The organism is Streptomyces abikoensis, assembly GCF_014648775.1.
GTDB lineage: Bacteria > Actinomycetota > Actinomycetes > Streptomycetales > Streptomycetaceae > Streptomyces > Streptomyces abikoensis.
The window spans coordinates 1136326-1157932 of record NZ_BMRT01000001.1 but is presented as its reverse complement, the minus strand read 5'-3'; the positions used below and the strand labels follow the sequence as shown (position 1 = coordinate 1157932).

20 protein-coding genes are annotated in these 21607 nt (G+C 72.6%); 11 read left to right on the top strand and 9 right to left on the bottom strand.

Annotated elements, in window-relative coordinates:
- Window positions 1-332: 332 nt before the first annotated feature.
- Window positions 333-560: a hypothetical protein gene (locus tag IE096_RS32065; RefSeq protein ID WP_373298010.1), complete on the bottom strand. Its 228-nt coding sequence runs from the start codon at window positions 558-560 to the stop codon at window positions 333-335.
- A 292-nt stretch (window positions 561-852) separates the two neighbouring features.
- Window positions 853-1473, bottom strand: coding sequence for a TetR/AcrR family transcriptional regulator (locus tag IE096_RS05030; protein WP_189448716.1), 621 nt, complete (start codon window positions 1471-1473; stop codon window positions 853-855).
- Window positions 1474-1551: 78 nt separating this feature from the next.
- Between IE096_RS05030 and IE096_RS05025 the strand changes: the two genes are divergently transcribed.
- Window positions 1552-2040, top strand: coding sequence for a DUF1453 domain-containing protein (locus IE096_RS05025; protein WP_189448714.1), 489 nt, complete (start codon window positions 1552-1554; stop codon window positions 2038-2040).
- 33 nt (window positions 2041-2073) lie between these two features.
- Here the strand turns inward: IE096_RS05025 and lysA are convergent, their stop codons facing one another.
- Both lysA and IE096_RS05015 read right to left on the bottom strand, forming a co-directional pair.
- A complete protein-coding gene (lysA, locus tag IE096_RS05020) occupies window positions 2074-3357 on the bottom strand; it encodes a diaminopimelate decarboxylase (RefSeq protein ID WP_229819992.1) in 1284 nt (427 codons plus the stop codon).
- Window positions 3358-3566: 209 nt separating this feature from the next.
- Window positions 3567-3974 carry an SAV_915 family protein gene (locus IE096_RS05015; protein WP_189448712.1) on the bottom strand — a complete coding sequence of 136 codons (408 nt, stop codon included), beginning with the start codon at window positions 3972-3974 and terminating at the stop codon, window positions 3567-3569.
- A gap of 530 nt (window positions 3975-4504) precedes the next feature.
- Here IE096_RS05015 and IE096_RS05010 point away from each other — a divergent pair.
- Together IE096_RS05010 and IE096_RS05005 are read left to right on the top strand one after the other, a co-directional pair.
- Window positions 4505-6202, top strand: a complete 1698-nt coding sequence (locus tag IE096_RS05010; RefSeq protein ID WP_189449618.1) for an AMP-binding protein — start codon at window positions 4505-4507, stop codon at window positions 6200-6202.
- The gene (locus IE096_RS05005) at window positions 6199-7845 is read left to right on the top strand and encodes an AMP-binding protein (RefSeq protein WP_189448709.1); all 1647 of its coding nucleotides are present in this window, start codon (window positions 6199-6201) and stop codon (window positions 7843-7845) included. The genes IE096_RS05010 and IE096_RS05005 overlap by 4 nt, the downstream gene beginning before the upstream one ends.
- A gap of 241 nt (window positions 7846-8086) precedes the next feature.
- On the opposite strand, the gene IE096_RS05000 is transcribed toward IE096_RS05005, so the two are convergent.
- The 4 genes from IE096_RS05000 to IE096_RS04985 form a co-directional block, all read right to left on the bottom strand.
- Entirely contained in the window at window positions 8087-8851 is a 765-nt protein-coding gene (locus IE096_RS05000) for a hypothetical protein (protein ID WP_189448708.1), read from the bottom strand.
- A 157-nt stretch (window positions 8852-9008) separates the two neighbouring features.
- Window positions 9009-10796 (bottom strand): glyoxylate carboligase, encoded by a 1788-nt coding sequence (gcl, locus tag IE096_RS04995; protein ID WP_189448706.1) that lies wholly within the window; start codon window positions 10794-10796, stop codon window positions 9009-9011.
- A gap of 11 nt (window positions 10797-10807) precedes the next feature.
- Window positions 10808-11698, bottom strand: coding sequence for a 2-hydroxy-3-oxopropionate reductase (locus IE096_RS04990; RefSeq protein WP_189448704.1), 891 nt, complete (start codon window positions 11696-11698; stop codon window positions 10808-10810).
- Between the two features lie 169 nt (window positions 11699-11867).
- The gene (locus tag IE096_RS04985; RefSeq protein WP_189448702.1) at window positions 11868-12695 is read right to left on the bottom strand and encodes a TIM barrel protein; all 828 of its coding nucleotides are present in this window, start codon (window positions 12693-12695) and stop codon (window positions 11868-11870) included.
- A 57-nt stretch (window positions 12696-12752) separates the two neighbouring features.
- Between IE096_RS04985 and IE096_RS04980 the strand changes: the two genes are divergently transcribed.
- The 8 genes from IE096_RS04980 to IE096_RS04945 all read left to right on the top strand — a co-directional run bounded on the left by IE096_RS04980 (window position 12753) and on the right by IE096_RS04945 (window position 19880).
- Window positions 12753-13013, top strand: coding sequence for a thiamine-binding protein (locus tag IE096_RS04980; protein ID WP_189448700.1), 261 nt, complete (start codon window positions 12753-12755; stop codon window positions 13011-13013).
- Window positions 13014-13057: 44 nt separating this feature from the next.
- Window positions 13058-13396, top strand: coding sequence for a helix-turn-helix domain-containing protein (locus IE096_RS04975; RefSeq protein WP_189449615.1), 339 nt, complete (start codon window positions 13058-13060; stop codon window positions 13394-13396).
- A gap of 71 nt (window positions 13397-13467) precedes the next feature.
- Window positions 13468-13998, top strand: coding sequence for a 2-oxo-4-hydroxy-4-carboxy-5-ureidoimidazoline decarboxylase (gene uraD, locus IE096_RS04970; protein ID WP_189448698.1), 531 nt, complete (start codon window positions 13468-13470; stop codon window positions 13996-13998).
- Window positions 13995-14345, top strand: a complete 351-nt coding sequence (gene uraH, locus IE096_RS04965; protein ID WP_189448697.1) for a hydroxyisourate hydrolase — start codon at window positions 13995-13997, stop codon at window positions 14343-14345. Before uraD ends, uraH begins: the two co-directional genes overlap by 4 nt.
- A 3-nt stretch (window positions 14346-14348) precedes the next feature.
- The gene (pucL, locus tag IE096_RS04960; protein WP_189448689.1) at window positions 14349-15242 is read left to right on the top strand and encodes a factor-independent urate hydroxylase; all 894 of its coding nucleotides are present in this window, start codon (window positions 14349-14351) and stop codon (window positions 15240-15242) included.
- Window positions 15243-15299: 57 nt separating this feature from the next.
- Window positions 15300-16703 carry an 8-oxoguanine deaminase gene (locus IE096_RS04955; protein WP_189448687.1) on the top strand — a complete coding sequence of 468 codons (1404 nt, stop codon included), beginning with the start codon at window positions 15300-15302 and terminating at the stop codon, window positions 16701-16703.
- A 147-nt stretch (window positions 16704-16850) separates the two neighbouring features.
- On the top strand, window positions 16851-18275 hold the full coding sequence (locus IE096_RS04950) for a nucleobase:cation symporter-2 family protein (RefSeq protein ID WP_189448686.1): 1425 nt from the start codon (window positions 16851-16853) through the stop codon (window positions 18273-18275).
- Window positions 18276-18356: 81 nt separating this feature from the next.
- A complete protein-coding gene (locus IE096_RS04945) occupies window positions 18357-19880 on the top strand; it encodes a YfcC family protein (RefSeq protein WP_189448684.1) in 1524 nt (507 codons plus the stop codon).
- 68 nt (window positions 19881-19948) lie between these two features.
- Here IE096_RS04945 and aceB read toward each other — a convergent pair whose 3' ends face one another.
- Complete coding sequence (gene aceB, locus IE096_RS04940) at window positions 19949-21547, bottom strand: malate synthase A (protein WP_189448682.1); 1599 nt, start codon at window positions 21545-21547, stop codon at window positions 19949-19951.
- Between the last annotated feature and the right edge of the window lie 60 nt (window positions 21548-21607).

Here is a 21607-nt window from a genome sequence, read left to right as displayed (position 1 = left end):
AGTGTTGAAGATCCGAGGATAGGAGTCAAACCGGCCGTGTCCTGATATGATTCCGGACGCTATTGGCCTGCCCTTTAGGGGGAATTGGGGGAACGGTGGGTTGACATTGCATTGGGTGATGTGCCCGAAGGTCTTGTGGAACCCTGCGTTCCGGTCGGGTCCGGCCAGAGCCGGTCGCGCTTCGTGAAGACGAAATTCAGGCTGACGCACACCATCGCCATCAGCAGGATCGCGAAGGGGTAGCCGAGCGCCCAGTGCGGTTTCCGGCATTTGCTCGAAGTCCACGCCGTAGGTGGTCGCCGGTGTGGGCGACGTGGTCGGCGAGTCCGCCATCAGGCCGTGCGGCATGCCGGCCAAGGATCGGGTTGGGCGCTGAACGCCACGATGTCGGGAGCGAGTTCGAGGCGGTCCGGGTCGCGGTCGAGGGCCTCGGTCTCGATCTCGTCGGGGTCGTTCTGGACGCCCGCGACGACCGGGGCGGTAGCCGTCGACGACGGCGTCGACGATCGCGTGGAGCACGGCCTCAGGGCTGAGGGCGAGGAGCTCCGGGGGGTCTCCATGCGGCGGCGGACGGACGGTCGGGAAGCTGGTGGAGTTCCAACTCCCCGGTGAGTGAGGGGAGTTTCTCCTCGGGGGCGGTGGAGGCCGATTCAGGCCATGCGGTCGGGCTGCTCGCGCAGCCGCCGGTAGGTCTCGGCCGGCGAGGTGGGGGTGGTCACGCGGTCATGCGTGCTTCCTGGGGGCGGATCGGTGGCGCTGAGTGCGCTCGGGCATCGTTTGTCTCCCGTTCGCTCGTCGCGGGATGCGGAATAGGGCATGCATCCCCCGTTCCGGCTTTCGTCGGTTCGGGGGTCAGTCCTTCTCGCCCCGCAGCGATCGCAGGTGCAGGCGCAGTACTCGTCGCATGTCGTCGGCCGGGAGTCGGTCCGGGTGGAGGACGGACGTGAGGGTCAGGCCGTCCAGGAGGGCGAGCAGTCGTAGGGCCTCCGTGGGGGTGTCGAGGTGCCCGGGGAAGCCGCCGGCGCTTCGGCCCTCGTGCAGGACGCGTTCGATCAGCTCGCGCATGCCGGTGTGGATCCTGTCCGCGCTGGGCCGGAGTTCGGGGCGGACGCGGGCTGCCGTGCAGAAGGCCAGCCACAGGACGGCCTCGTCGTGGCGGGCCCGGTCCAGGGGGAGGAACTCCGCGAGGAGTTCCTCGACGAGCGTGGCGCGGTCCTCGGCGGGCGGCGTGGCCAGGAGGCGCTCGGCGTGGTCGCGCACTCGGCCCTCGACGCGGCGGGCGAGTTCCCGCATGGCGAAGAGCATCAGGTCGGAGTGGTCGGCGAAGTAGTGCCGCACGGAACCGACGGCGAGCCCCGCCTCCTGGGCGACGTTGCGCAGTGACGCGTTCTCCAGGCCGTCGCGCCGGGCGACCCGGAACACGGCGTCGGCGACCGCCCGGCGGCGGGCCTCGGGGTCGACGATCTTTGGCATGTTGCCGTTATAGCACGATCGGGCTAAATTCTATTTGGCACGAGTGAGCTATTAAAGTGAGCCATGCGAGGAGTCCTAGTGAACGCCTGGGTGTCTGCCGCCCTCATCGCCGCGGTCGCCGTGGCCGTCGTCGTCAAGCGGCTGCGAGGGGAACCCCTCAACGCCCGCGAGTTGTTCGCCGCCCCGCTGATCCTGACCGGCATCGGCGCGTGGACGCTGTGGAAGGCCGAGGGCGTCGGCGTCGCGGACGCGTTCTGGGTGGCGGGCGGTGTCCTGCTGGGCGTCTCGCTGGGGGCGGTGCGCGGGCTGACCATCCAGGTCTTCGAGAAGGAAGGCGTGCTGTGGCAGCGCTACACCGGACGGACGTTCGCGGTGATGGCGGTGTCCGCGCTGATTTCCTTCGGCTTCGGCCTGCTCGCCGGCCGGATGGGCATGCACCCGCAGGCCCGCCCGGTCCAGCTCTCGATCGGCGTCGGCTTCCTGGGCGAGGCGCTGGTGGTGGGGGCGCGTGGATTGATGGCAGGGGTGCCGTTCGCCCCGGAGGCGCGGGACGGGCGACGCCGCTGAGCGACCGCGCCCGCCCGGACACCACCCGAGAGCTCAGTCCGGCAGCTCCCGGCTCCACAGGTCCGCCGGTGTCTCGCGGCGCACCAGCAGCCGCGCCCGGCCGTCCGTCACGGCCGCCACCGGTGGGCGGCCGACGAGGTTGTACGACGAGGCCATCGACAGGTGGTACGCCCCCGACGCCGGGACCGCGAGGACGTCGCCCGGGCGGACGTCGCCCGGCAGCGGCACGCCCTCCGCCAGCACGTCGCCCGCCTCGCAGTGCCGCCCCACGACCGTCATCGGCCGGGTCGGCGCCGCCCCGGCGCGGCCCGCCAGACGGACCGTGTAGCGCACCCCGTACAGCGCCGGGCGCGGGTTGTCGCTCATGCCGCCGTCCACGGCGACGAACGTCCGGCCACCCGAGACCTTCACCGCCAGCACCCGGTACAGCGCCACGCCCGCCGGGCCCGCTATCCAGCGGCCCGGCTCGACGGCGAGCCGGGGGACCGGCAGGTCCACGTGGGCGCAGCGCAGCGCCAGTTCGGCGGCGACGCGTGCCGCGTACTCGGCGGGGTCGAGCGTCGGTTCACCGTCGCGGTAGGGGATGCCGAAGCCGCCGCCCAGGTCGAGCTCGGGGAACGTCACGCCGTGCACGTCCCGCAGGGCGGACAGGAAGGGCACCAGCTTGCGGACGGCGGCGAGGTAGGGGTCGACCGAGGTGATCTGCGAGCCGAGGTGGCAGTGGAGGCCGACGAGTTCCAGCCGGGGCTGGCCCAGGACGCGGGCGACGGCGTCCGCCGCCTCGCCGCCGTCCAGGGACAGCCCGAACTTCTGGCCCTCGACCCCCGTCCGCACCGCCGCGTGGGCGCCGGCCTCGATGCCGGGCACCACGCGCACCAGCACCTTCTGCCGGGCACCGGGCGGCACCAGTGCCGCGAGCCGGGCTATCTCACCGGTGTTGTCGAGGACCACGCGCCCCACGCCCAGCCGCAGCGCGGTCCGCAGGTCGTCGGGGCTCTTGGCGTTGCCGTGGAGGACGACGCGCTCGCCGGGGAAGCCCGCGTGCGCGGCGAGTTCGAGCTCGCCGGCCGAGCAGACGTCGAGGTGGAGCCCCTCCTCCTCGACCCACCGGACCATCGCCCGGGTGAGGAACGCCTTGCCGGCGTAGGCCACGTCGGCGTCCGGCAGCGCCGCGCGCCAGGCGCGGGCACGTGCCCGGACCTCGTCCTCGTCGACGACGTAGGAGGGGGTGCCGAAGCGGTCGGCGAGCTCGGCGAGGGGCACCCCGCCGACGGCCAGCCCGCCCGAGGGCAGGACGCGGGCGGACGCGGGCCACACGGGCCCCGGCCACGCCGAGTCCGACGGACCGGGGTCCGCTACGGGCTCCCCGGGCCGCGGGGACAGGGCGGCGGGGGAGAGGGGGAGGGACACGGGTGATCTCCTTCGGGGGAAATCGGTGGGACGCGAGGAGTCAGCCGAAAGGGTCAGCCGAAGGGCCGGCCGGACGGGCCAGCAGGACGGGCCAGCCGAAGGGCCGGCCGGAAGGATCAGTCGGCGAAGGGGGGCAGCAGGGGCGCGGCGTCCTCGGCCACCGGCAGCGCGGGGCGGGCCGTCAGCTGCGGGTCGACCGACACCTCCCCGACGCCCAGCGGCGCGGCCAGGGCCCGTACGGCGGGCAGCGACAGCCGGACCGAGGGGACACCCGGCCCCAGACAGTCGGAAAGCCGCCGCCTGCTGGTGAAGGCGACGGCCGTCCGGGCGCCGAGGGGGGTGCGGAAGACCCGTAGGGCGAAGCCCACGGGGCAGGGCCGTACAGGGATGTACAGCGGCCGCGCCGGGCCAGGATGGGAGGGCTCGCCGTCGTCGGCGGGGCGGCTCCCCGCGGTGTCGGGGCGGTCGGGGCGGTTCGCCGCGGCGATGGCCGCGGCCTCGGCGGGAGTACGGCTCAGATGCATGACGGTCCTTGGGAGGTTTCGGTGCGGAGGTTTCGGTGCGGAGGTGTCGGTGAGAAGCGTCGGTGAGGAGGCGTCGGCGAGGAACCCCGGTGAGGTGCCTCGGTCACGCTATGCCCGTCCCCCGCCCGGGCGACCGCCTCCTTGACAGCACATTGACCCCACCCGGGAGTCCCTTGACGGCTCGTTTACGCACCCGGAACCGCCCTCGCGCTCCCACGCGCCCTTGCGCCGGTCCGATCCGCCGACGCGCCGCCGTACCGGCCGCCTTACCCGCCCCAGCCATCCCGACCAACCCGCACGTTTCAGAGACCGCCGGCCCGGAACCACCGGCTCCGGCCGCCCGGAATCTTTGGAACAATCCGCCCCGCGCGCACCCCCACCGGCCCCGAGTCCCGCCGGGCGCGCACCGGGCCCCTCCGGGGCTGGTCAGACGTGGATCATTGCCGCACGATGCTTACCGGCGGGGGCGGCGAGCCCCGGGCGCTCTGGAGGACGAAGTGACCCTGGAGAACGAAGTGACGGCGACGAACGTGACGGCGGCGAACGTGACCGCGGAACCCGGACCGGCGGACGGCTTCCGGGCCGCCCGGGACTTCCTGCTCGCGCACCGCGAGGACTACGCGGCGGCCCGCGAAGGCTTCTCCTGGCCCCGGCCCACCGCCTTCAACTGGGCGCTGGACTGGTTCGACACGATCGCCCGCGACAACGACCGCACCGCCCTGTGGATCGTGGAGGAGGACGGCCGCGAGGAGAAGCTCTCCTTCGACACGATGCGCCGCCGCTCCGACCGCGTCGCCAACTGGCTGCGCGCGCGGGGCGTACGGGCCGGCGACCGGATCGTCGTCATGCTCGGCAACCAGCGCGAGCTGTGGGAGACCGCCCTGGCGGCCATGAAGCTGCGCGCCGTCGTCATCCCCGCCACCCCGCTGCTGGGTCCGGCCGACCTCACCGACCGCATCGAACGCGGCGGGGCCCGCCACGTGCTCGTACGGGCCGAGGACACCGGCAAGTTCACGGACGTCCCCGGCGACTACACCCGCATCGCCGTCGGCGGAGCGCCGCTAGAGGGCTGGCTCGCCTACGAGGACGCCGACCACGCCGCCGACGAGGCGTTCGCCCCCGACGGCCCCACCCACGCCGACGACACCCTGCTCCTCTACTTCACCTCGGGCACCACCGCCCGCCCCAAACTCGTCGAGCACACCCACATCTCGTACCCCGTCGGTCACTTGACCACCATGTACTGGATCGGGCTGCGCCCCGGCGACGTCCACCTCAACATCTCCTCGCCCGGCTGGGCCAAGCACGCCTGGTCCAACCTCTTCGCCCCCTGGAACGCCGAGGCCACCGTCTTCGTCCACAACTACACCCGCTTCGACGCGGCCCGCCTCATGGCCGAGATGGACCGCTGCGGGGTGACGAGCTTCTGCGCCCCGCCCACGGTGTGGCGGATGCTCATCCAGGCCGACCTGGGCGCGCTGTGCAACCCGCCGCGCGAGGTCGTCGCCGCCGGCGAGCCCCTGAACCCCGAGGTCATCGAGGCCGTCCGGCGCCACTGGGGCCGGACCATCCGTGACGGCTTCGGGCAGACCGAGACCACCGTCCAGATCGCCAACCCGCCCGGCCAGCCCCTGAAGCCCGGTTCCATGGGCCGCCCCAGCCCCGGCTTCACCGTCGTCCTCCTCGACCCGCGCACCGGAGAGCCCGCAGACGAGGGCGAGATCGCCCTCGACCTGCGCGACCGCCCCGTCGGCCTGATGACCGGGTACGCGGGCGACCCCGAGCGCACCGCCGAGGTCATGGCGGACGGCTACTACCGCACCGGTGACATCGCCGCGCGGGACGAAGAGGGATATCTGACCTACATCGGGCGCGCCGACGACGTCTTCAAGTCCAGTGACTACAAGATCAGCCCCTTCGAGCTGGAGAGCGCCCTCCTGGAGCACGAGGCCGTCGCCGAGGCCGCCGTCGTCCCCGCCCCCGACCCGCTGCGGCTGGCCGTGCCCAAGGCGTACGTCGTCCTCGCCGCCGGCTGGGAGCCCGGCCCGGACACCGCCAAGGCCCTCTTCGCCCACTCGCGCGCCGTGCTGGCCCCCTACAAGCGCGTCCGCCGCCTGGAGTTCGCCGAGCTGCCCAAGACCGTGTCCGGCAAGATCCGCCGCATCGAACTGCGCGAACACACCGCGAAGGGCGGCGGGACCGAGTACCGAGAGGAAGACCACCGGTGACCACACCCTCCCCCTCCCACACGGCAGGCCCCGTCGACACCCCGCTGCGCGACGAGACCATCGGCGCCAACCTGGCCCGCACCGTCGCGCTCTTCGGCGACCGCGAGGCGCTCGTCGACGTCCAGGGCGGCCGCCGCTGGACCTACGAGGAGTTCGGCAGGGCGGTGGAGGAGGTCGCCCTCGGACTGCTCGCCAAGGGCGTGGCCAAGGGCGACCGCGTGGGCATCTGGGCCGTCAACTGCCCCGAGTGGGTCATGGTCCAGTACGCCACCGCCCGCATCGGCGCGATCATGGTCAACGTCAACCCGGCCTACCGCGTCCACGAACTGGCCTACGTCCTGCGCCAGGCGGGGATCAGCATCCTCGTCTCCTCCGTCGAGTACAAGACGAGCGACTACCGACGCATGGTCGAACAGGTCCGCGGTCGCTGCCCGGCGCTGCGCGACGTCGTCTACATCGACGACCCCACCTGGACCGGCCTCGTCCGCGTCGGCCAGGGTGTCGACCCCGCCCGGCTCGCCGCCCGCGAAGCCCTGCTGAGCTGCGACGACCCCGTCAACATCCAGTACACCTCGGGCACCACCGGCTTCGCCAAGGGCGCCACCCTCTCCCACCGCAACATCCTCAACAACGGCTACTTCGTGGGCGAGGGCCTCGGCTACACCGAGCAGGACCGCATCGCCCTGCCCGTGCCCTTCTACCACTGCTTCGGCATGGTCATGGGCAACCTCGCGGCCACCTCCCACGGCGCCTGCGTCGTCATCCCGGCCCCCACCTTCGACGCCACCGCCACCCTCCACGCCGTCGAACGCGAACGCTGCACCTCGCTCTACGGCGTCCCCACCATGTTCATCGCCGAACTCGGCCTCCCCGACTTCGCCACCTACGACCTCGGCTCGCTGCGCACCGGCATCATGGCGGGCTCGCCCTGCCCGGAGGAGGTGATGAAGCGCGTCGTGACGGAGATGCACATGTCCGAGGTCGCCATCTGCTACGGGATGACGGAGACCTCCCCGGTCTCCACCCAGACCCGGCGCGACGACGACCTGGCGCGCCGCACGGGCACGGTCGGACGGGTGCTGCCGCACATCGAAGTGAAGATCACGGACCCGGCCGACGGCAGCACCGTGCCGCGCGGCGAGCCCGGCGAACTGTGCACCCGTGGCTACTCGGTGATGCTCGGCTACTGGGACGACCCCGAGCGCACCGCCGAGGTCGTCGACGCCGACCGGTGGATGCACACCGGCGACCTCGCGGTGATGGACGAGGACGGCTGCGTCCGGATCGTCGGCCGCATCAAGGACATGATCATCAGGGGTGGGGAGAACGTCTATCCGCGCGAGATCGAGGAGTTCCTCCACACCCACCCCAAGATCTCCGACGTCCAGGTCATCGGCGTCCCCGACGAGAAGTTCGGCGAGGAGATCATGGCCTGCGTCATCCTGCGCGACCCCGCCGACACCCTCACGCGCGACGAACTCGCCCGCTACTGCCGGGGCCGCCTCGCGCACTACAAGGTGCCGCGCCACCTGCGGCTGATGGACGCCTTCCCCATGACCGTCAGCGGCAAGGTGCGGAAGGTGGAGCTGAGGGAGGAGGCCGCCGCGCTGCTCGACGGCGCGGGCGTCGCCGTACGGGGCTGACGGATGAGATGAGTGGCGGACGGACGGACGGGGCGGGCCGCGTACGGTGGCCCGCCCCGTCGTTCCCCCCGTTCCCCCGTATCCCCCGTTCCCCCGTGAACGGTCTCTTGCTCCCCCGATATTCCCCCGTGGCCGGGCCGGCGGTCCCCCGTGTCTCGCGGGCCCTGCGCCCAGTCTCCGCCCTGACGCGCCCAAGTCGCCATGGTGAGCGGTAAGTTCAGAGGAAGAATTGAGCTTCGGGTCACCTCCTGCCGCGCCGCACCAGTTCGTCGGCCCACTCGTTGAGGGGCTGCGGAGTGCCGGTGAGGTCCATCACGAACAGCGGGAGCCGCAGGTCGTCCGCCCGGCAGCGGGCGTCCCCGGCGTAGCCCGCCAGGGAGAAGCAGACGCTCGTCGCGGAGTCCAGCAGGCCGTACAGCCACAGGCACTCGATGTCGCGCAGGGTGGTCGGCAGGGTCGTGGGGTCGACGCGGGCGACGACGCCGGTGGCGCACAGGTCCACGCCGCTCGCCGCGGGCGCCGGGCAGTTGCCGGGGCGGCGTACGTCCGGGAAGCCCAGCCAGCGCAGATAGCGTTCGGCGGACATCACCGCGTCCCGCTCGGTACGGATGGCCACCGGCCGGAACGGCGGCTTCGAGATGGCGCGGGGGCGCGGAGCGGCGTCGGAGGGCGCCTCGGGCGCTGACTCCTCCGGGCCCGTCACGCCCTTGACGTCCTCGGGCTCGGGGGTCTCCACGGCGTCGCGCGGTGGCAGGACGGGCAGCCGGACGACCGTCCCGCAGGAGCAGCCGAGTTCGGGCCGGGGCCACTGGCCCTGACGGTCGCAGGAGGGGCAGCGCACCGCCACCCAGGAGTCGCGCCAGGTGCGGTGGGCGAGTAACTCGGGGCTGGCGTCGGGCGGTACCGGCAGCGTCAGCGGGGTGCCGCAGGCACAGGGGAAGGTGGGCGGGGTGAAGGAGTGCTCCCGGTGACACGTGGGGCAGTGCACCGGCACGCTCTTGGCCATCTTCGGCTCCAGCGTAGGGTCCGTAGGGGATGTGGGACCCCATCGTCCACGATGTGGGCGCGGCGGGGGAGCGAATCGGCAAGGCGGGCGCGGGGAGTGCTCCGGGCGGCGCCGCCGGGGCGCGAACGGAATGGATACCGGCGCCACCGCCCGGAGGTCAGGGGAGGGGAGCAGGAGGCGCGGGTGAAGCCAGGAGATCCCCCTGGGGGATCGGCTCGAACTCCTGAACGGCGTCGATGTTCACGCCGTGCGGTGTGTTCGCCTCCCGCTCGATCATGATCTCGACGAGGACGGGCCGGGAGGTGGCGACCGCCTCCTTGCGGGCCCATTCGATCGCCGGACGGATGTCCGCCGGCTCGACGACACGCCGCCCCGAACAGCCGTAGGCCTCCATCAGTTTGACGTTGTCGGTGCCCGTCTCGTCGTAGTGGACGTCCACCTGGTAGTTCATCCCGTAGCCGATGGACGCCTGCCGGATCAGGCCCAGGTACTCGTTGTTGAGCATGATCAGGACGAACGGGATGCCGTACTGCGCCGCGACGGCCAGCTCCTCCGCCGTGTACTGGAAGCCGTAGTCCCCGACGACGCCCACCACCTCGGTGGCGCCCCGCCCCATGCCCTCCAGCGCCTTCTTCGCCCCGATCGCCGCCGGGACCTCCCAGCCCAGCGGGCCCGCCTGGCCGCACACCTGGTAGTGACGGGGCCGGTGGGCCTTCTGATGCTGGCCGCCCCAGATCTGGTACAGACCGATGGCGGTGAGGAAATAGGTGTCCTCGCCGAAGATCTCGTTGATCTCCTTGTAGACGCGGGGGGCCTTCACCGGGACGGTGTCGAAGTCCTCCCGCCGGACGAGGGTCCGCTTGAGCAGCCGGCAGCGCTCCCGCCACGGCTGCCACGGCTGTCCCGGCTGCCACGGCTGTCCCGGCTGCCGGGGGCCGGTGGCCGCCCGCACCCCGCGCCGCCGGGCGGCGGCCAGCAGGGCCGCGAGGAACTCCTTCGCGTCCGAGACGACGCCCAGGTCCGGCGCGACGACCCTGCCCAGCTGCGTGGGCTCGACGTCCACCTGGACGAAGGTCCGCCCGCCCCGGTAGACGTCCAGGTCCGCCCCCGTGTGCCGGTCGCCGAAACGGGCGCCCACGGCGAGCACGAAATCCGCCTCCAGGAACGAGGCGTTGGCGTACCGCTGCGAGGTCTGGATACCCGTGGTGCCCATGTGGAGCTCGTGGTCGTCCTCGACGGCCCCCTTGCCCATCAGCGTCACCTGGAACGGCACGCCCAGCAGCTCCACCAGCGCGCGCAACTCGTCCGCCGCCCCGGCCAGGACCACCCCGCCGCCCGCCAGCACCAGCGGCCGCTCGGCCGCCAGCAGCAGATCCAGGGCGGCCTCGACACCCGGCGGGTGCGGCACCGGGACGCGGACGGGGAGCCGGGTGTCGGTGGCCGCGTCGTAGTGGATCTCGCGCCGGGCGATGTCGACCGGAATGTCGATCAGCACCGGCCCCGGCCGCCCCTCGCGCGCGATCCGGAACGCCTCCCGGAACACCCAGGGGATCTGCGCGGCCTCCGTGATCCGCACCGCCCACTTGGTGACGGGACGGACGATCCCCACGATGTCGACCGCCTGGAACGCCTCCTGGTGGAGCTTGGTGGAGACCGCCTGGCCGGTGACGCAGACCATGGGGATCGAGTCGGCGAAGGCGGTGTACAGCCCGGTGACGAGATTGGTGCCCCCGGGCCCGGAGGTCGCCAGCGCCACCCCGACCCGGCCGTTGGTACGGGCCCACCCGTCGGCCATGTGCGCGGCGCCCGCCTCGTGGCGGACGATCAGGTGCTCGATGCCGCCGACGGTCTCCAGCGCCTTGTACAGCGGCAGGATCGCGGCGCCTGGGCAGCCGAAGACGATGTCGACGCCCTCGTCCTTGAGGATCCGCACGACGGCGTGCATGGCGGGAACCTTCACGAGGCGGCTCCCGACAGCCGCTCGACGCCCCGGAGCAGGGCCGAGTGGTCGAGGGCCCCGTCGCCCCGGTCCCGGGCGGCGGCCACGAGCGCGGCCACCAGGGTCCCCAGCGGCAGCGCGGCGCCGACCTCGCGGGCGGCGGCGGTGACGATGCCCATGTCCTTGTGGTGCAGTTCGATCCGGAATCCCGGCGGGTACTCGCGGCTGAGGAAGTTCTCCCGCTTCCGGGCGAGCACGGCGGAGGCGGCGAGCCCGCCACCGAGGACGTCCAGCGCGGCGACGAGGTCCACGCCGGACTTCTCCAGGAAGACGACGGCCTCGGCGCACGCCTGGATGTTGGCGGCGACGATCAGCTGGTTGGCGGCCTTGACGGTCTGCCCGGCGCCGTGGGGGCCGCAGTGCACGACGGTCGTGCCCAGCGCGCGCAGCAGGGGCGCGGCCTCCTCGAAGTCGGCCCGCTCGCCTCCGCACATGACGGACAGCGTGCCTTCGACAGCGCCGGCCTCACCGCCGGAGACGGGCGCGTCGAGGGCCCGTATGCCACGAGCGGCCGCCTCGGCGGCGAGCGCGGCGGAGGTGCGGGGGCTGATCGAGGACATGTCGACGAACAGGGCGCCGGGACGGGCGTGGGCGAGGACGCCGTCGTCGCCCCGGGCGACGGCGACGACCTCGCGGTCGGCGGGCAGCATCGTGACGACGACGTCGGCACCGGCGACGGCCTCCCGCACGGAGGCGGCGGGGGTGCCGCCGGCGGCGGCGAGGCGGGCGAGCTTGTGGGGTTCGAGGGTGTAGCCGGTGACGGGGTACCCGGCCTTGAGGAGGTTCTCGGCCATGGGGGAGCCCATGATGCCGAGGCCGATCCAGGCGGTGCGGGGGAGGGATGGCATGGGTCGTTTCCCTTCGGGGTGGTTGGTTGTGCCCCGGTCCCGCCCTTTCACCGTTTCTTCCGGGGGCTCCGCCCCCGGGCCCCCGCTCCTCAAACGCCGGAGGGGCTGTCAGCGGGGGTGCGAGGGGGCGGAGCCCCCTCGGAAACGGTGAAAGGGCGGGGCTGGGGCGTCAGAACTCGGCGAGCCAGCCGAACGCGTTCGCGCCCGGCCCGTCGGCCCGGTACTCGAGCCCGACCGGCCCGCCGTACCCGGCCGCGTCCAGGCGCGAGAACAGGTCCGCGAAGTCCAGCGCCCCCGTCCCCGGCGCCCCCCGCCCCGGCACGTCCGCGATCTGGACGTGCCCCGCCCGCCCCGCGTACCGGTCGACGACCTCCCGCACGTCCGCCCCGCCCATGGCCACGTGGTACAGGTCCAGCAGCAGCCGCGCGTTCCCCAGCCCCGTCGCCGCGTCGACCTTGTCGACGACCTCGACGGCCGACGCCACGTCCGTCAGCGGATACCCCGGTGATTCCACGGCGTTGAGCGCCTCGATCAGCAGGATCGCCCCCACCCGGTCCGCCGCCCGCGCCGCGTACGCGAGGTTCTCCAGCGCCAGCGCGTCCTGGACGCCGGGGGCCACCCCGTCGACGCGGTTGCCGTACAGCGCGTTGAGCGCCCGGCAGCCCACCGACGCGGCGAAACCGGCGGCGACGTCGACGTTCGCGCGGAAGCGCGCGGACTCCTCGCCGGGCACGGAAAGCGCGCCCCGGTCCGGCCCGGGCAGTCGGCCCGCGTAGAAGTTGAGGGCGACCAAACGGGTTCCGGCGGCGGCCAACGCGTCGCGCAGCGCCGCGAGTTCCGCCTCGGGCGGCTCCGGGTCGTCCGGCCAGGGCCACCACAGCTCCACCTCCGTGAACCCGGCCGCAGCGGCGGCGGCGGGCCGGGCGAGCAGCGGCAGTTCGGTGAAGAGGATGGAAAGATTCACGTCGAATTCCGTATTGCGGAAAGAAACTTCCATGACAAGGAAGGCTGCTCCCGCCCATCGGTCCTGTCAAGGGCCCGGTACGTTGACGGTGTGCGATTGAGAGTGGAGTTCACGACCGAACCGTTCGATCTCGACGAGCCCCCGCCCCACGCCACGGCGGCCCGGGACGTCGTCCAGGCGGCGGAGTTGGACGCCGTCGACGTCGGCCCGTTCGGCAACACCGTCGAAGGCCGGGCCGACTCCGTGCTCGCGACGCTGGACACCCTGCTGCGCGCCTCCCTGGAGGCGGGTGCCACACGGGTGTCGCTGCAGGTCAACGTCCTCGACGCGGAAGGCGGGGACGGCCCGTGAGCGAGGACGCCTTCCGCGCCGCCGTCAGGCCGCTCGTGGACGCCATGGGCGGCCGGCTGCTCGACCCCGAGCAGGCCGAGGGCGACGACGTCGTCCTCCGCTGGGAGGGCCGCCCGGTCGTGGCCGTACGCCTCCCGCACCTCGCGGACTCGCTGGAGAGCATCCTCGCCGACCTCGAACGCCGGCACGGCGCCCCGCTCGCCGAACTCGACCGCAGGACCAAGCAGTCGGTCGTACGGAACCTGGAGGCGCGCGGCGCCTTCGCGCTGCGGCACGGCGTCGAGACGGTCGCCGCCGCGCTCGGCGTCAGCCGGTTCACCATCTACAACTACTTGAACCGCGAACGGGACGCGAACGGTTCTGGTTCTTCAACAAACTGTTGACGCGCGTTCGCCGGAGGCGTTAGCTATGCGCAGCTCATCCGAGTGCGGCGAGAAGCGCCACGGAGGTTCCCGTGACTTCGAGTTCCACACCGGGGCTCACCCGGTTCAACACGGCCGAGGACGACACCGCGCGGGCCGCGCTGCGCGCGATCTGCGCCAGTGCCGCGTGGGCCGAGGAGATCCTCACCCGGCGCCCCTACCGCGACGCCGGGGAACTGCTGGCCGCCAGCGACACGGCCGTCGCCCGGCTCACGCCGGACGACCTGGCCGAGGCCATGGCCGCGCACCCGCCCATCGGCCGCCCCCGGCCGGGCGACCCGGTCTCCGCCCGGGAACAGCGCGGCATGGCGGGCGCCACCGACCGGCTCAAGGCCGAGATGCTCGAACTCAACCTCGCCTATCAGGAGAAGTTCGGGCACGTCTTCCTCATCTGCGCCACCGGCCTCACCGCCGAACAGATGCGGGACTCCGTCCGTAACAGGATCGACAACCCCCCGGAACGCGAGCGCGAGATCGTCCGTGAGGAACTGGGCAGGATCAACCGCATCCGGCTGGCCCGGCTCGCCGTCCGCCCCGAGACCGAAGGAACGTCCCGGCCATGAGCGACAGCACGGTCTCGACCCACGTCCTCGACACCGGCGCCGGCCGCCCCGCCGCCGGCGTCGGCGTGGAACTGGCCGTACGCGGCGGCGCGGACGGCGAGTGGGCCGTGCTCGGCACGGCGCGCACCGACGCGGACGGGCGCTGCGCCGCCCTCCCCGCGCTGCCGCCCGCCGCCGCGCACGTCCGGCTGCGCTTCGACGTGGCACCGCACCTGTCCGCCGGTTCCGCCGCCGGCGCGGCGTTCTTCCCCGAGGTGACGGTCGCCTTCGCGGTGTCGCCCGGCGAGCACCACCACGTACCGCTGCTGCTCAGCCCGTTCGGATACTCCGTATACCGAGGGAGTTAGCCCGTGATCCTGGGTCAGAACCAGTACGGCAAGGCCGAGAACCGCATCGTACGGATCACCCGCGAGGGAAGCACCCACCACATCAAGGACCTCAACGTCTCGGTCGCGCTCACCGGCGACATGACGGACGTCCACCTCTCCGGCTCCAACGCCAACGTCCTGACCACCGACACCACCAAGAACACCGTCTTCGCCTTCGCCAAGGAGCACGGCATCGCCTCGGCCGAGGAGTTCGGCATCCTCCTCGCCCGTCACTTCGTCACCGGCCTGTCCACGATCCACAGCGCCCGGATCCGTATCGAGGAATACGCGTGGGAACGGATAGAGACCCCCGGCCCGAAGCGGCACTCCTTCGTCCGTGAGGGCCGGGAGACCCGTACCGCCCAGATCCGCTTCGACGGCACCGCCTGGGAGATCGTCTCCGGCCTCAAGGACCTGACCGTCCTGAACTCCACCGACTCCGAGTTCACGGGCTACGTCAAGGACCGCTACACCACCCTCCCCGAGACCCGCGACCGCGTCCTCGCCACCCAGGTGCACGCCCGCTGGCGCCACTCCGGCCACTCCACTCACTCCACCCCCGAAGCGGACTGGGATCACTCCTACCGGCAGGCCCGCGAGCACCTCCTGGCGGCCTTCGCCGACACGTACTCGCTCTCCCTCCAGCAGACCCTCTACCGCATGGGCTCCCGTGTCATCGAGAAGTGCCCCGGCATCGAGGAGATCCGGCTGTCCCTCCCCAACCGGCACCACTTCCTCGTCGACCTCGAACCCTTCGGCCTCAAGAACGACAACGAGGTCTACTACGCGGCCGACCGCCCGTACGGTCTCATCGAGGCGACCATCCTGCGTGACGGCGCCGAGCCCCGGATACCGGTGGACATGACGAACCTCTAGGACCCGCCCGTAAGGCCCAGGACCCGTAAGGCCCAGGACCCGTAAGGACATGCGCTCATGACGGAACCCCCGCCCTCCGTATCCCCCGGCCCCGAGTCACGCGTCGTCATCGAGAACTGCGCCGTCGCGACCGTCGACGCCGACGACACCGAATACGCCTCCGGCCACATCGTCGTCGCCGGCAACCTCATCGAGGCCGTCGGCCCCGGACCGGCCCCCGCCGGGCTGGCCCGCGTCGTCCGCCGCGTCGACGGCACCGGCCACCTGGCCACCCCCGGCCTGGTCAACACCCACCACCACTTCTACCAGTGGCTCACCCGGGGCCTCGCCCAGAACTCCAACCTCTTCGACTGGCTCGTCACCCTCTACCCCGTCTGGGCGCGCATCGACGAGCCCATGGTCCACGCCGCCGCGCGCGGTTCGCTGGCCATGATGGTCCGCGGCGGCGTCACCACCGCCATGGACCACCACTACGTCTTCCCGCGCGGCGCGGGCGACCTCCTCGGCGCGGAGATCCGCGCCGCCCGCGAGATGGGCGTGCGGTTCAGCCCCACCCGGGGCTCCATGGACCTCGGCGAGTCGGCGGGCGGACTGCCGCCCGACTTCGCCGTCGAGACCACCGAGGCGGCGCTCCGCGCCACCGAGGAGGCCATCGACGCCCACCACGACCCGTCGTTCGGCTCGATGCTGCGCGTCGGCGTCGCCCCCTGCTCCCCGTTCTCCGTCTCCACCGAACTCCTCCGCGAGGCCGCCGAGCTCGCCCGCCGCAAGGGGGTGCGCCTCCACACCCACGGCTCGGAGACCGTGGAGGAGGAGCGGTTCTGCAAGGAGAAGTTCGGCATGGGCCCCACGGACTACCTCGCGTCCACGGGCTGGCTCGGCGAGGACGTGTGGATGGCCCACTGCATCCACATGAACGACGCCGACATCGCCGCCTTCGCCCGCACCGGCACCGGCGTGGCGCACTGCCCCTCCTCCAACGCCCGGATCGCCGCCGGCACCGCCCCCGTCCCCGCCCTGCTGAGGGCCGGCGTCCCCGTCGGCCTCGGCGTGGACGGCACGGCCTCCAACGAGACCGGCGAACTCCACACGGAGCTGCGCAACGCCCTCCTCGTCCACCGGCTCGCGGGCGGCGAGAACGCCCTGAACGTCCGGCAGGCGCTGCGGCTGGGCACCTACGGCGGCGCCCAGGTGCTGGGCCGGGCGGCGGAGATCGGCTCGCTGGAGCCGGGCAAGCTCGCCGACCTCGTCCTGTGGAAGCTCGACGGCCTCGGCCACTCCACCATCGCCGACCCGGTCGCCGCGCTCGTGCTCGGGGCGCCCGCGCCCGTCACCCTCTCGCTCGTGGACGGCAGGCCGGTCGTCGAGGACGGCCGCCTGGTCACCGCCGACGAGGACACCATCGCCCGCGAGGCCCGGGACGAGGCCCGCCGCCTGGCCCGCATCGCGGCCGACGCCTGACGGCCCGGGCCCGGCGAGGACCGCTCGCGCGAGCCGCCCGCCGAGCCGCCCGCCGAGGGGGACGGCCCTCGGCGGGCCGGACCGGGGCGCGGGGCACGCCCCGCGCCCCGGTCCTTCTTCATCCCCCACCACACCGGAGGAACAGCCGTGACCGCAGAGCCCGGCGCCACCGAGCGGCCCGACCGGGAACCGGAGGACGACGACCCCGAGCGGGGCGGAGCGGGCACGGGCGTCCACCCCGCCCCACCCGTCCACCCCGTGCACCCCGTCGACCAGGTCCCCGCCCCCGGCCGGCTGCTGGCCGGCGGCTTCCAGCACGTGGCCGCCAGCTACGCCGGGGTGGTCGCCCCGCCGCTCGTCCTCGGCGCGGCCCTGCGCCTCCCGCCGAAGGAGATCACCTTCCTGGTGGGGGCGGCCCTCTTCACGGCCGGCATCGCGACGCTCCTCCAGACGATCGGCTTCTGGAAGGTCGGGGCGAGAATGCCGTTCGTCAACGGCGTCTCGTTCGCGGGCGTCGCCCCCATGCTCGCCGTCGCCGACGCCCGCGCCGGCCACGGGGACGCGCTGCCCGTCATCCACGGCGCCGTCATCGTCGCCGGAGTCCTGGGCTTTCTGCTGGCCCCCTCCTTCTGCCGGCTCGTGCGGTTCTTCCCACCCGTCGTCAGCGGCACGGTCATCACCCTCATCGGGATCACCCTGCTGCCCGTCTCCTTCGGCTGGATCCAGGGCGGCCGCCCCGACCGGCCCGCCTCGCTGACCAATCTGGCCCTGGCCGGGGCGACGCTGGTGACCGTGCTCGTCCTGCGCCGTCTTCTCAGCGGTTTCCTGCGCCAGATCGCCATCCTGCTGGGGATCGTCGCGGGCACGCTGATCGCCGTCCCCACCGGCATCGTCGACACCACCGCCACCCGGCACGCCGCCCTCGTCGGCTTCCCCACCCCCTTCTACTTCGGCCACCCCGTCTTCGAGGTGCCGGCGATCGTCTCCATGTGCGTCGTGATGCTGGTCTGCATGACCGAGAGCACCGCCGACATGCTCGCGCTCGGCGCGATCGTCGGCCGCCGGGCCGACGAGAAGGTCATCGCCGCGGGCCTGCGGGCCGACACCCTGGGCAGCGCCGTCAGCCCGTTCTTCAACGGCTTCGCCAACAGCGCGTTCGCCCAGAACATCGGCCTGGTCGCCATCACCCGCGTCCGCAGCCGCCACACCGTGGCGGCCTGCGGGCTGTTCTTCGTGCTGCTCGGGCTGAGCCCCGTCTTCGCCTCCCTCATCGCCCTCGTGCCCCAGCCGGTCCTCGGCGGCGCGGGCATCGTGCTCTTCGGCACCGTCGCCGCCAGCGGCATCGAGGTCCTGCGCACGGCGGGCCTCGACCAGGGCGACAACCTGCTGATCGCCGCCGCCTCCCTCGGCATGGGCCTGATCCCGGTCGTCTCCCGGGCCTTCTACGGCAACACCGCGATCCCCGAGACCCTGAAGATCATCCTGAACTCGGGGGTCAGTGCCGGCTGCCTGACGGCGGTGCTGCTGAACCTCGCGTTCAACCACGTGGGGCGCGGCCGACGGACACCGTGAGGTCTGCGCGCCTCAGCCACCCGGACGCGGCCGTACGTCACAATCCCGACAAAGACCCCAAGGACCGATTGGTGTGCCGTCGTGGAGGAGCAACCGCAGGGGGCGGACCCGGAGGCGGCGCGGACCGCGCACCGCTTCGTCTTCCCCAGCGCGCTGACCGTCCTCGCGGCCGTGACGGTCGCCGTCTGGATCGTCGCCTTCTTCATCCCCTCCGGCACCTACGACCGAGGCCCCGACGGCAACCCCCTCCAGGGCACCTACCACCACGAACCCGCCCGGGGCGGCTTCGTCCACCGCCTCGGCCAGCTCTTCCTGGCGCCCGTCAACGGCCTCTACGGCGTCCGCGACCTCAAGACCGGCGAGGTCGCGCCCGACGCGGTCGGCACGCTCTACGGCAGCGCCGGGGTGTTCCTCTTCGTCCTCGCCATCGGCGCGTTCATCACCGTCGTCTTCGCCACCGGCGCCCTGGACCGCGGCATCGAACGCCTCGCCCACCGGCTCCGGGAGCGCGGGGCGCTGCTCATCGCCGGGGTGATGACCGTCTTCTCCCTCCTGGGGACGGTCGAGGGGTTCGCCGAGGAGACCCTGGGGTTCTACGGACTGCTGGTGCCGCTGATGCTGGCGCTCGGCTACGACCGCATGGTCGCGACCGGCACGATCATCCTCGGCGCGGGCATCGGTGTGCTGGCCTCGACGGTCAACCCGTTCGCCACCGGCGTCGCTTCCTCGGCAGCGGGAATCTCACTCGGCGACGGCATCGCCTTGAGATTCGCGATGTGGCTGGTGCTCACGGCCGTCACCATCGCCTACGTCGTCCGCTACGCCCACCGGGTGCGGGCGGACCCGGCCCGCTCCCTGGTCGGCTTCCGGGAGGGCGACCGGGAGCTCGCCGAGCAGGCGGTCCACCCACCGGAGCTGACGGGCCTCCAGAAGGGCGTGCTGGTGCTCGTCGCCCTGGTCTTCGCCTTCATGATCTTCTCGGTGATCCCCTGGGCGAGCGCGCTCAGCGGCAAGGCCGACGCGACGCCCTACGGCTGGGAACTGGGCTGGGGCTTCGCCCAGCTGGCCGCCCTGTTCATCGTCGCGGCGGTGCTCGTCGGGCTCGTCGCCCGGCTGGGCGAGCAGAAGCTGAGCGCCACGATCGTGCAGGGCGTGGCGGACTTCGTGGCGCCGGCGCTGGTGATCGTGCTCGCGCGCGGCATCACCGTCATCATGACGAACGCGAAGATCATCGACACGGTGCTCCACGCCATCGAGGGCACGGTCCGGGGCACGCCGGAGGCGCTCTTCGGCGTCATGGTCTTCGTGGTGAACCTGCCGCTCGCGTTCCTGATCCCGTCGACGTCCGGGCACGCGACGCTCGCCATGCCGATCCTCGCGCCCCTCGCCGAGTTCGCCGGCGTCTCCCGCGCGCTCGTCGTGACGGCCTGGCAGTCGGCCAGCGGCTGGATGAACCTCTGGGTGCCGACCACGGCCGTGGTGGTGGGCGGGGTGTCGCTGGCCAAGGTCGGCTACGACCGGTACTTGCGGTTCGTGTGGCCGCTGTTGGTGATCCTGGCGGTGCTGGTGTGTGCGTTCGTGGCGGTGGGGGCGGTCATTTCCTAGGGGCGGTCATTTCGTAGGGTCGGTCGTTTCGTAGGGTGCCCCCGGCCCCCACCGCCGGGGCGCGCCCTTCAGTCCAGCAGCTCGTACGCCGGCAGCGTCAGGAAGTCCACGTACTCCTCGCTGAGCGCCACCCGCAGGAACAGGTCGTGGGCCTGCCGCCACGTCTCCGACGCCTCCGGCGCGGACGCCAGTTCCTCCGCCGCCACCTCCCGGACGAGCGCCGCCGTCACCTTCTCCCCGTTGTCGAGGACGACCCCCGCTGCCACCCACTGCCAGATCTGCGAGCGGGAGATCTCCGCCGTGGCCGCGTCCTCCATGAGGTTGAAGATGGCGACCGCGCCCAGCCCCCGCAGCCACGCCTCGATGTACCGCAGGCCCACCTGCACCGCGTTGCGCAGCCCGTCGACCGTCGGCTTCGCCTCCAGGGACCCGACGGCGACGAGCTGGTCGGCGGTGACCCGTACGTCCTCGCGCAGGCGGTGCTTCTGGTGCGGGCGGTCGCCGAGGACGGCGTCGAAGGAGGCGCGGGCGACCGGGACCAGGTCGGGGTGGGCGACCCAGGAGCCGTCGAAGCCGTCGCCGGCCTCGCGGTCCTTGTCGGCCCGGACCTTCTCCAGCGCGACCTCGTTGATCTCCGGGTCCCGGCGGGACGGGATGAAGGCGGCCATGCCGCCGATGGCATGCGCGCCGCGCTTGTGGCAGGTGCGCACCAGCAGTTCCGTGTAGGCGCGCATGAACGGGGCCGTCATGGTGACGGCGTTGCGGTCGGGGAGGACGAACGCCTCGCCCGCGTCACGGAAGTTCTTGATGATGGAGAAGAGGTAGTCCCAGCGGCCGGCGTTGAGGCCCGAGGCGTGCTCGCGCAGCTCGTGGAGGATCTCCTCCATCTCGAACGCCGCCGTGATCGTCTCGATCAGGACGGTCGCGCGGATCGTCCCCCGGGGGATGCCCAGCCGCTCCTGGGCGAAGACGAAGACGTCGTTCCACAGCCGGGCCTCCAGGTGCGACTCGGTCTTGGGGAGGTAGAAGTACGGCCCCTTGCCGAGGTCGAGCAGCCGCCGGGCGTTGTGGAAGAAGTAGAGGCCGAAGTCGGCCAGGGCGCCGGGGACGGGGCGGCCGTCGACGGTGAGGTGGCGCTCGTCGAGGTGCCAGCCACGGGGGCGCATCACGACGGTGGCGAGCCGCTCGGCGGGCCCCAGGGCATAGGTCTTGCCCTCGGGGCTGGTGAAGTCGACGCGGCGGGCAAAGGCGTCCATGAGGTTGAGCTGGCCGTTGACGACGTTGCGCCAGGTGGGGGAGGAGGCGTCCTCCATGTCGGCGAGCCAGACGCGGGCGCCGGAGTTGAGGGCGTTGATCGTCATCTTGCGGTCGTCGGCGGGGCCGGTGATCTCCACGCGGCGGTCCTCCAGCGCGGCGGGGGCGGGCGCCACCCGCCAGTCGGGGTCCTCGCGGACGGCGGCGGTCTCCGCCAGGAAGTCCGGCCGGCCGGTCCGGGCGAGATCCGCGCGCCGCTCGGCGCGGCGGGCCAGCAGCTCGTCACGGCGCGGGGTGAACCGGCGGTGCAGCGCCGCGACGAACGCGAGCGCCGCTTCCGTGAGCACCTCCTCCTGCCGCTCCACGTAGGGGGCTTCGACGGCTGCCGGCGAGGACGGAGCAGGCGCGGACATGGGCTGTCACTCCTTCAGCGGGCGGTGCGGCACGCGGTGCCGCCTCGGCTAGTGGAGAAT

What these genes read in the sequence shown, in the direction of transcription:
- IE096_RS04985 (WP_189448702.1), bottom strand. Translation starts at nt 12,695, where the DNA reads ATGGAAGTTTCTTTCCGCAATACGGAATTCGACGTGAATCTTTCCATC.
- IE096_RS04955 (WP_189448687.1), top strand. Translation starts at nt 15,300, where the DNA reads ATGACGGAACCCCCGCCCTCCGTATCCCCCGGCCCCGAGTCACGCGTC.
- uraH (WP_189448697.1), top strand. Translation starts at nt 13,995, where the DNA reads ATGAGCGACAGCACGGTCTCGACCCACGTCCTCGACACCGGCGCCGGC.
- gcl (WP_189448706.1), bottom strand. Translation starts at nt 10,796, where the DNA reads ATGCACGCCGTCGTGCGGATCCTCAAGGACGAGGGCGTCGACATCGTC.
- IE096_RS05015 (WP_189448712.1), bottom strand. Translation starts at nt 3,974, where the DNA reads ATGCATCTGAGCCGTACTCCCGCCGAGGCCGCGGCCATCGCCGCGGCG.
- IE096_RS05000 (WP_189448708.1), bottom strand. Translation starts at nt 8,851, where the DNA reads ATGGCCAAGAGCGTGCCGGTGCACTGCCCCACGTGTCACCGGGAGCAC.
- IE096_RS32065 (WP_373298010.1), bottom strand. Translation starts at nt 560, where the DNA reads ATGGAGACCCCCCGGAGCTCCTCGCCCTCAGCCCTGAGGCCGTGCTCC.
- IE096_RS05030 (WP_189448716.1), bottom strand. Translation starts at nt 1,473, where the DNA reads ATGCCAAAGATCGTCGACCCCGAGGCCCGCCGCCGGGCGGTCGCCGAC.
- aceB (WP_189448682.1), bottom strand. Translation starts at nt 21,547, where the DNA reads ATGTCCGCGCCTGCTCCGTCCTCGCCGGCAGCCGTCGAAGCCCCCTAC.
- IE096_RS04975 (WP_189449615.1), top strand. Translation starts at nt 13,058, where the DNA reads ATGGGCGGCCGGCTGCTCGACCCCGAGCAGGCCGAGGGCGACGACGTC.
- IE096_RS04990 (WP_189448704.1), bottom strand. Translation starts at nt 11,698, where the DNA reads ATGCCATCCCTCCCCCGCACCGCCTGGATCGGCCTCGGCATCATGGGC.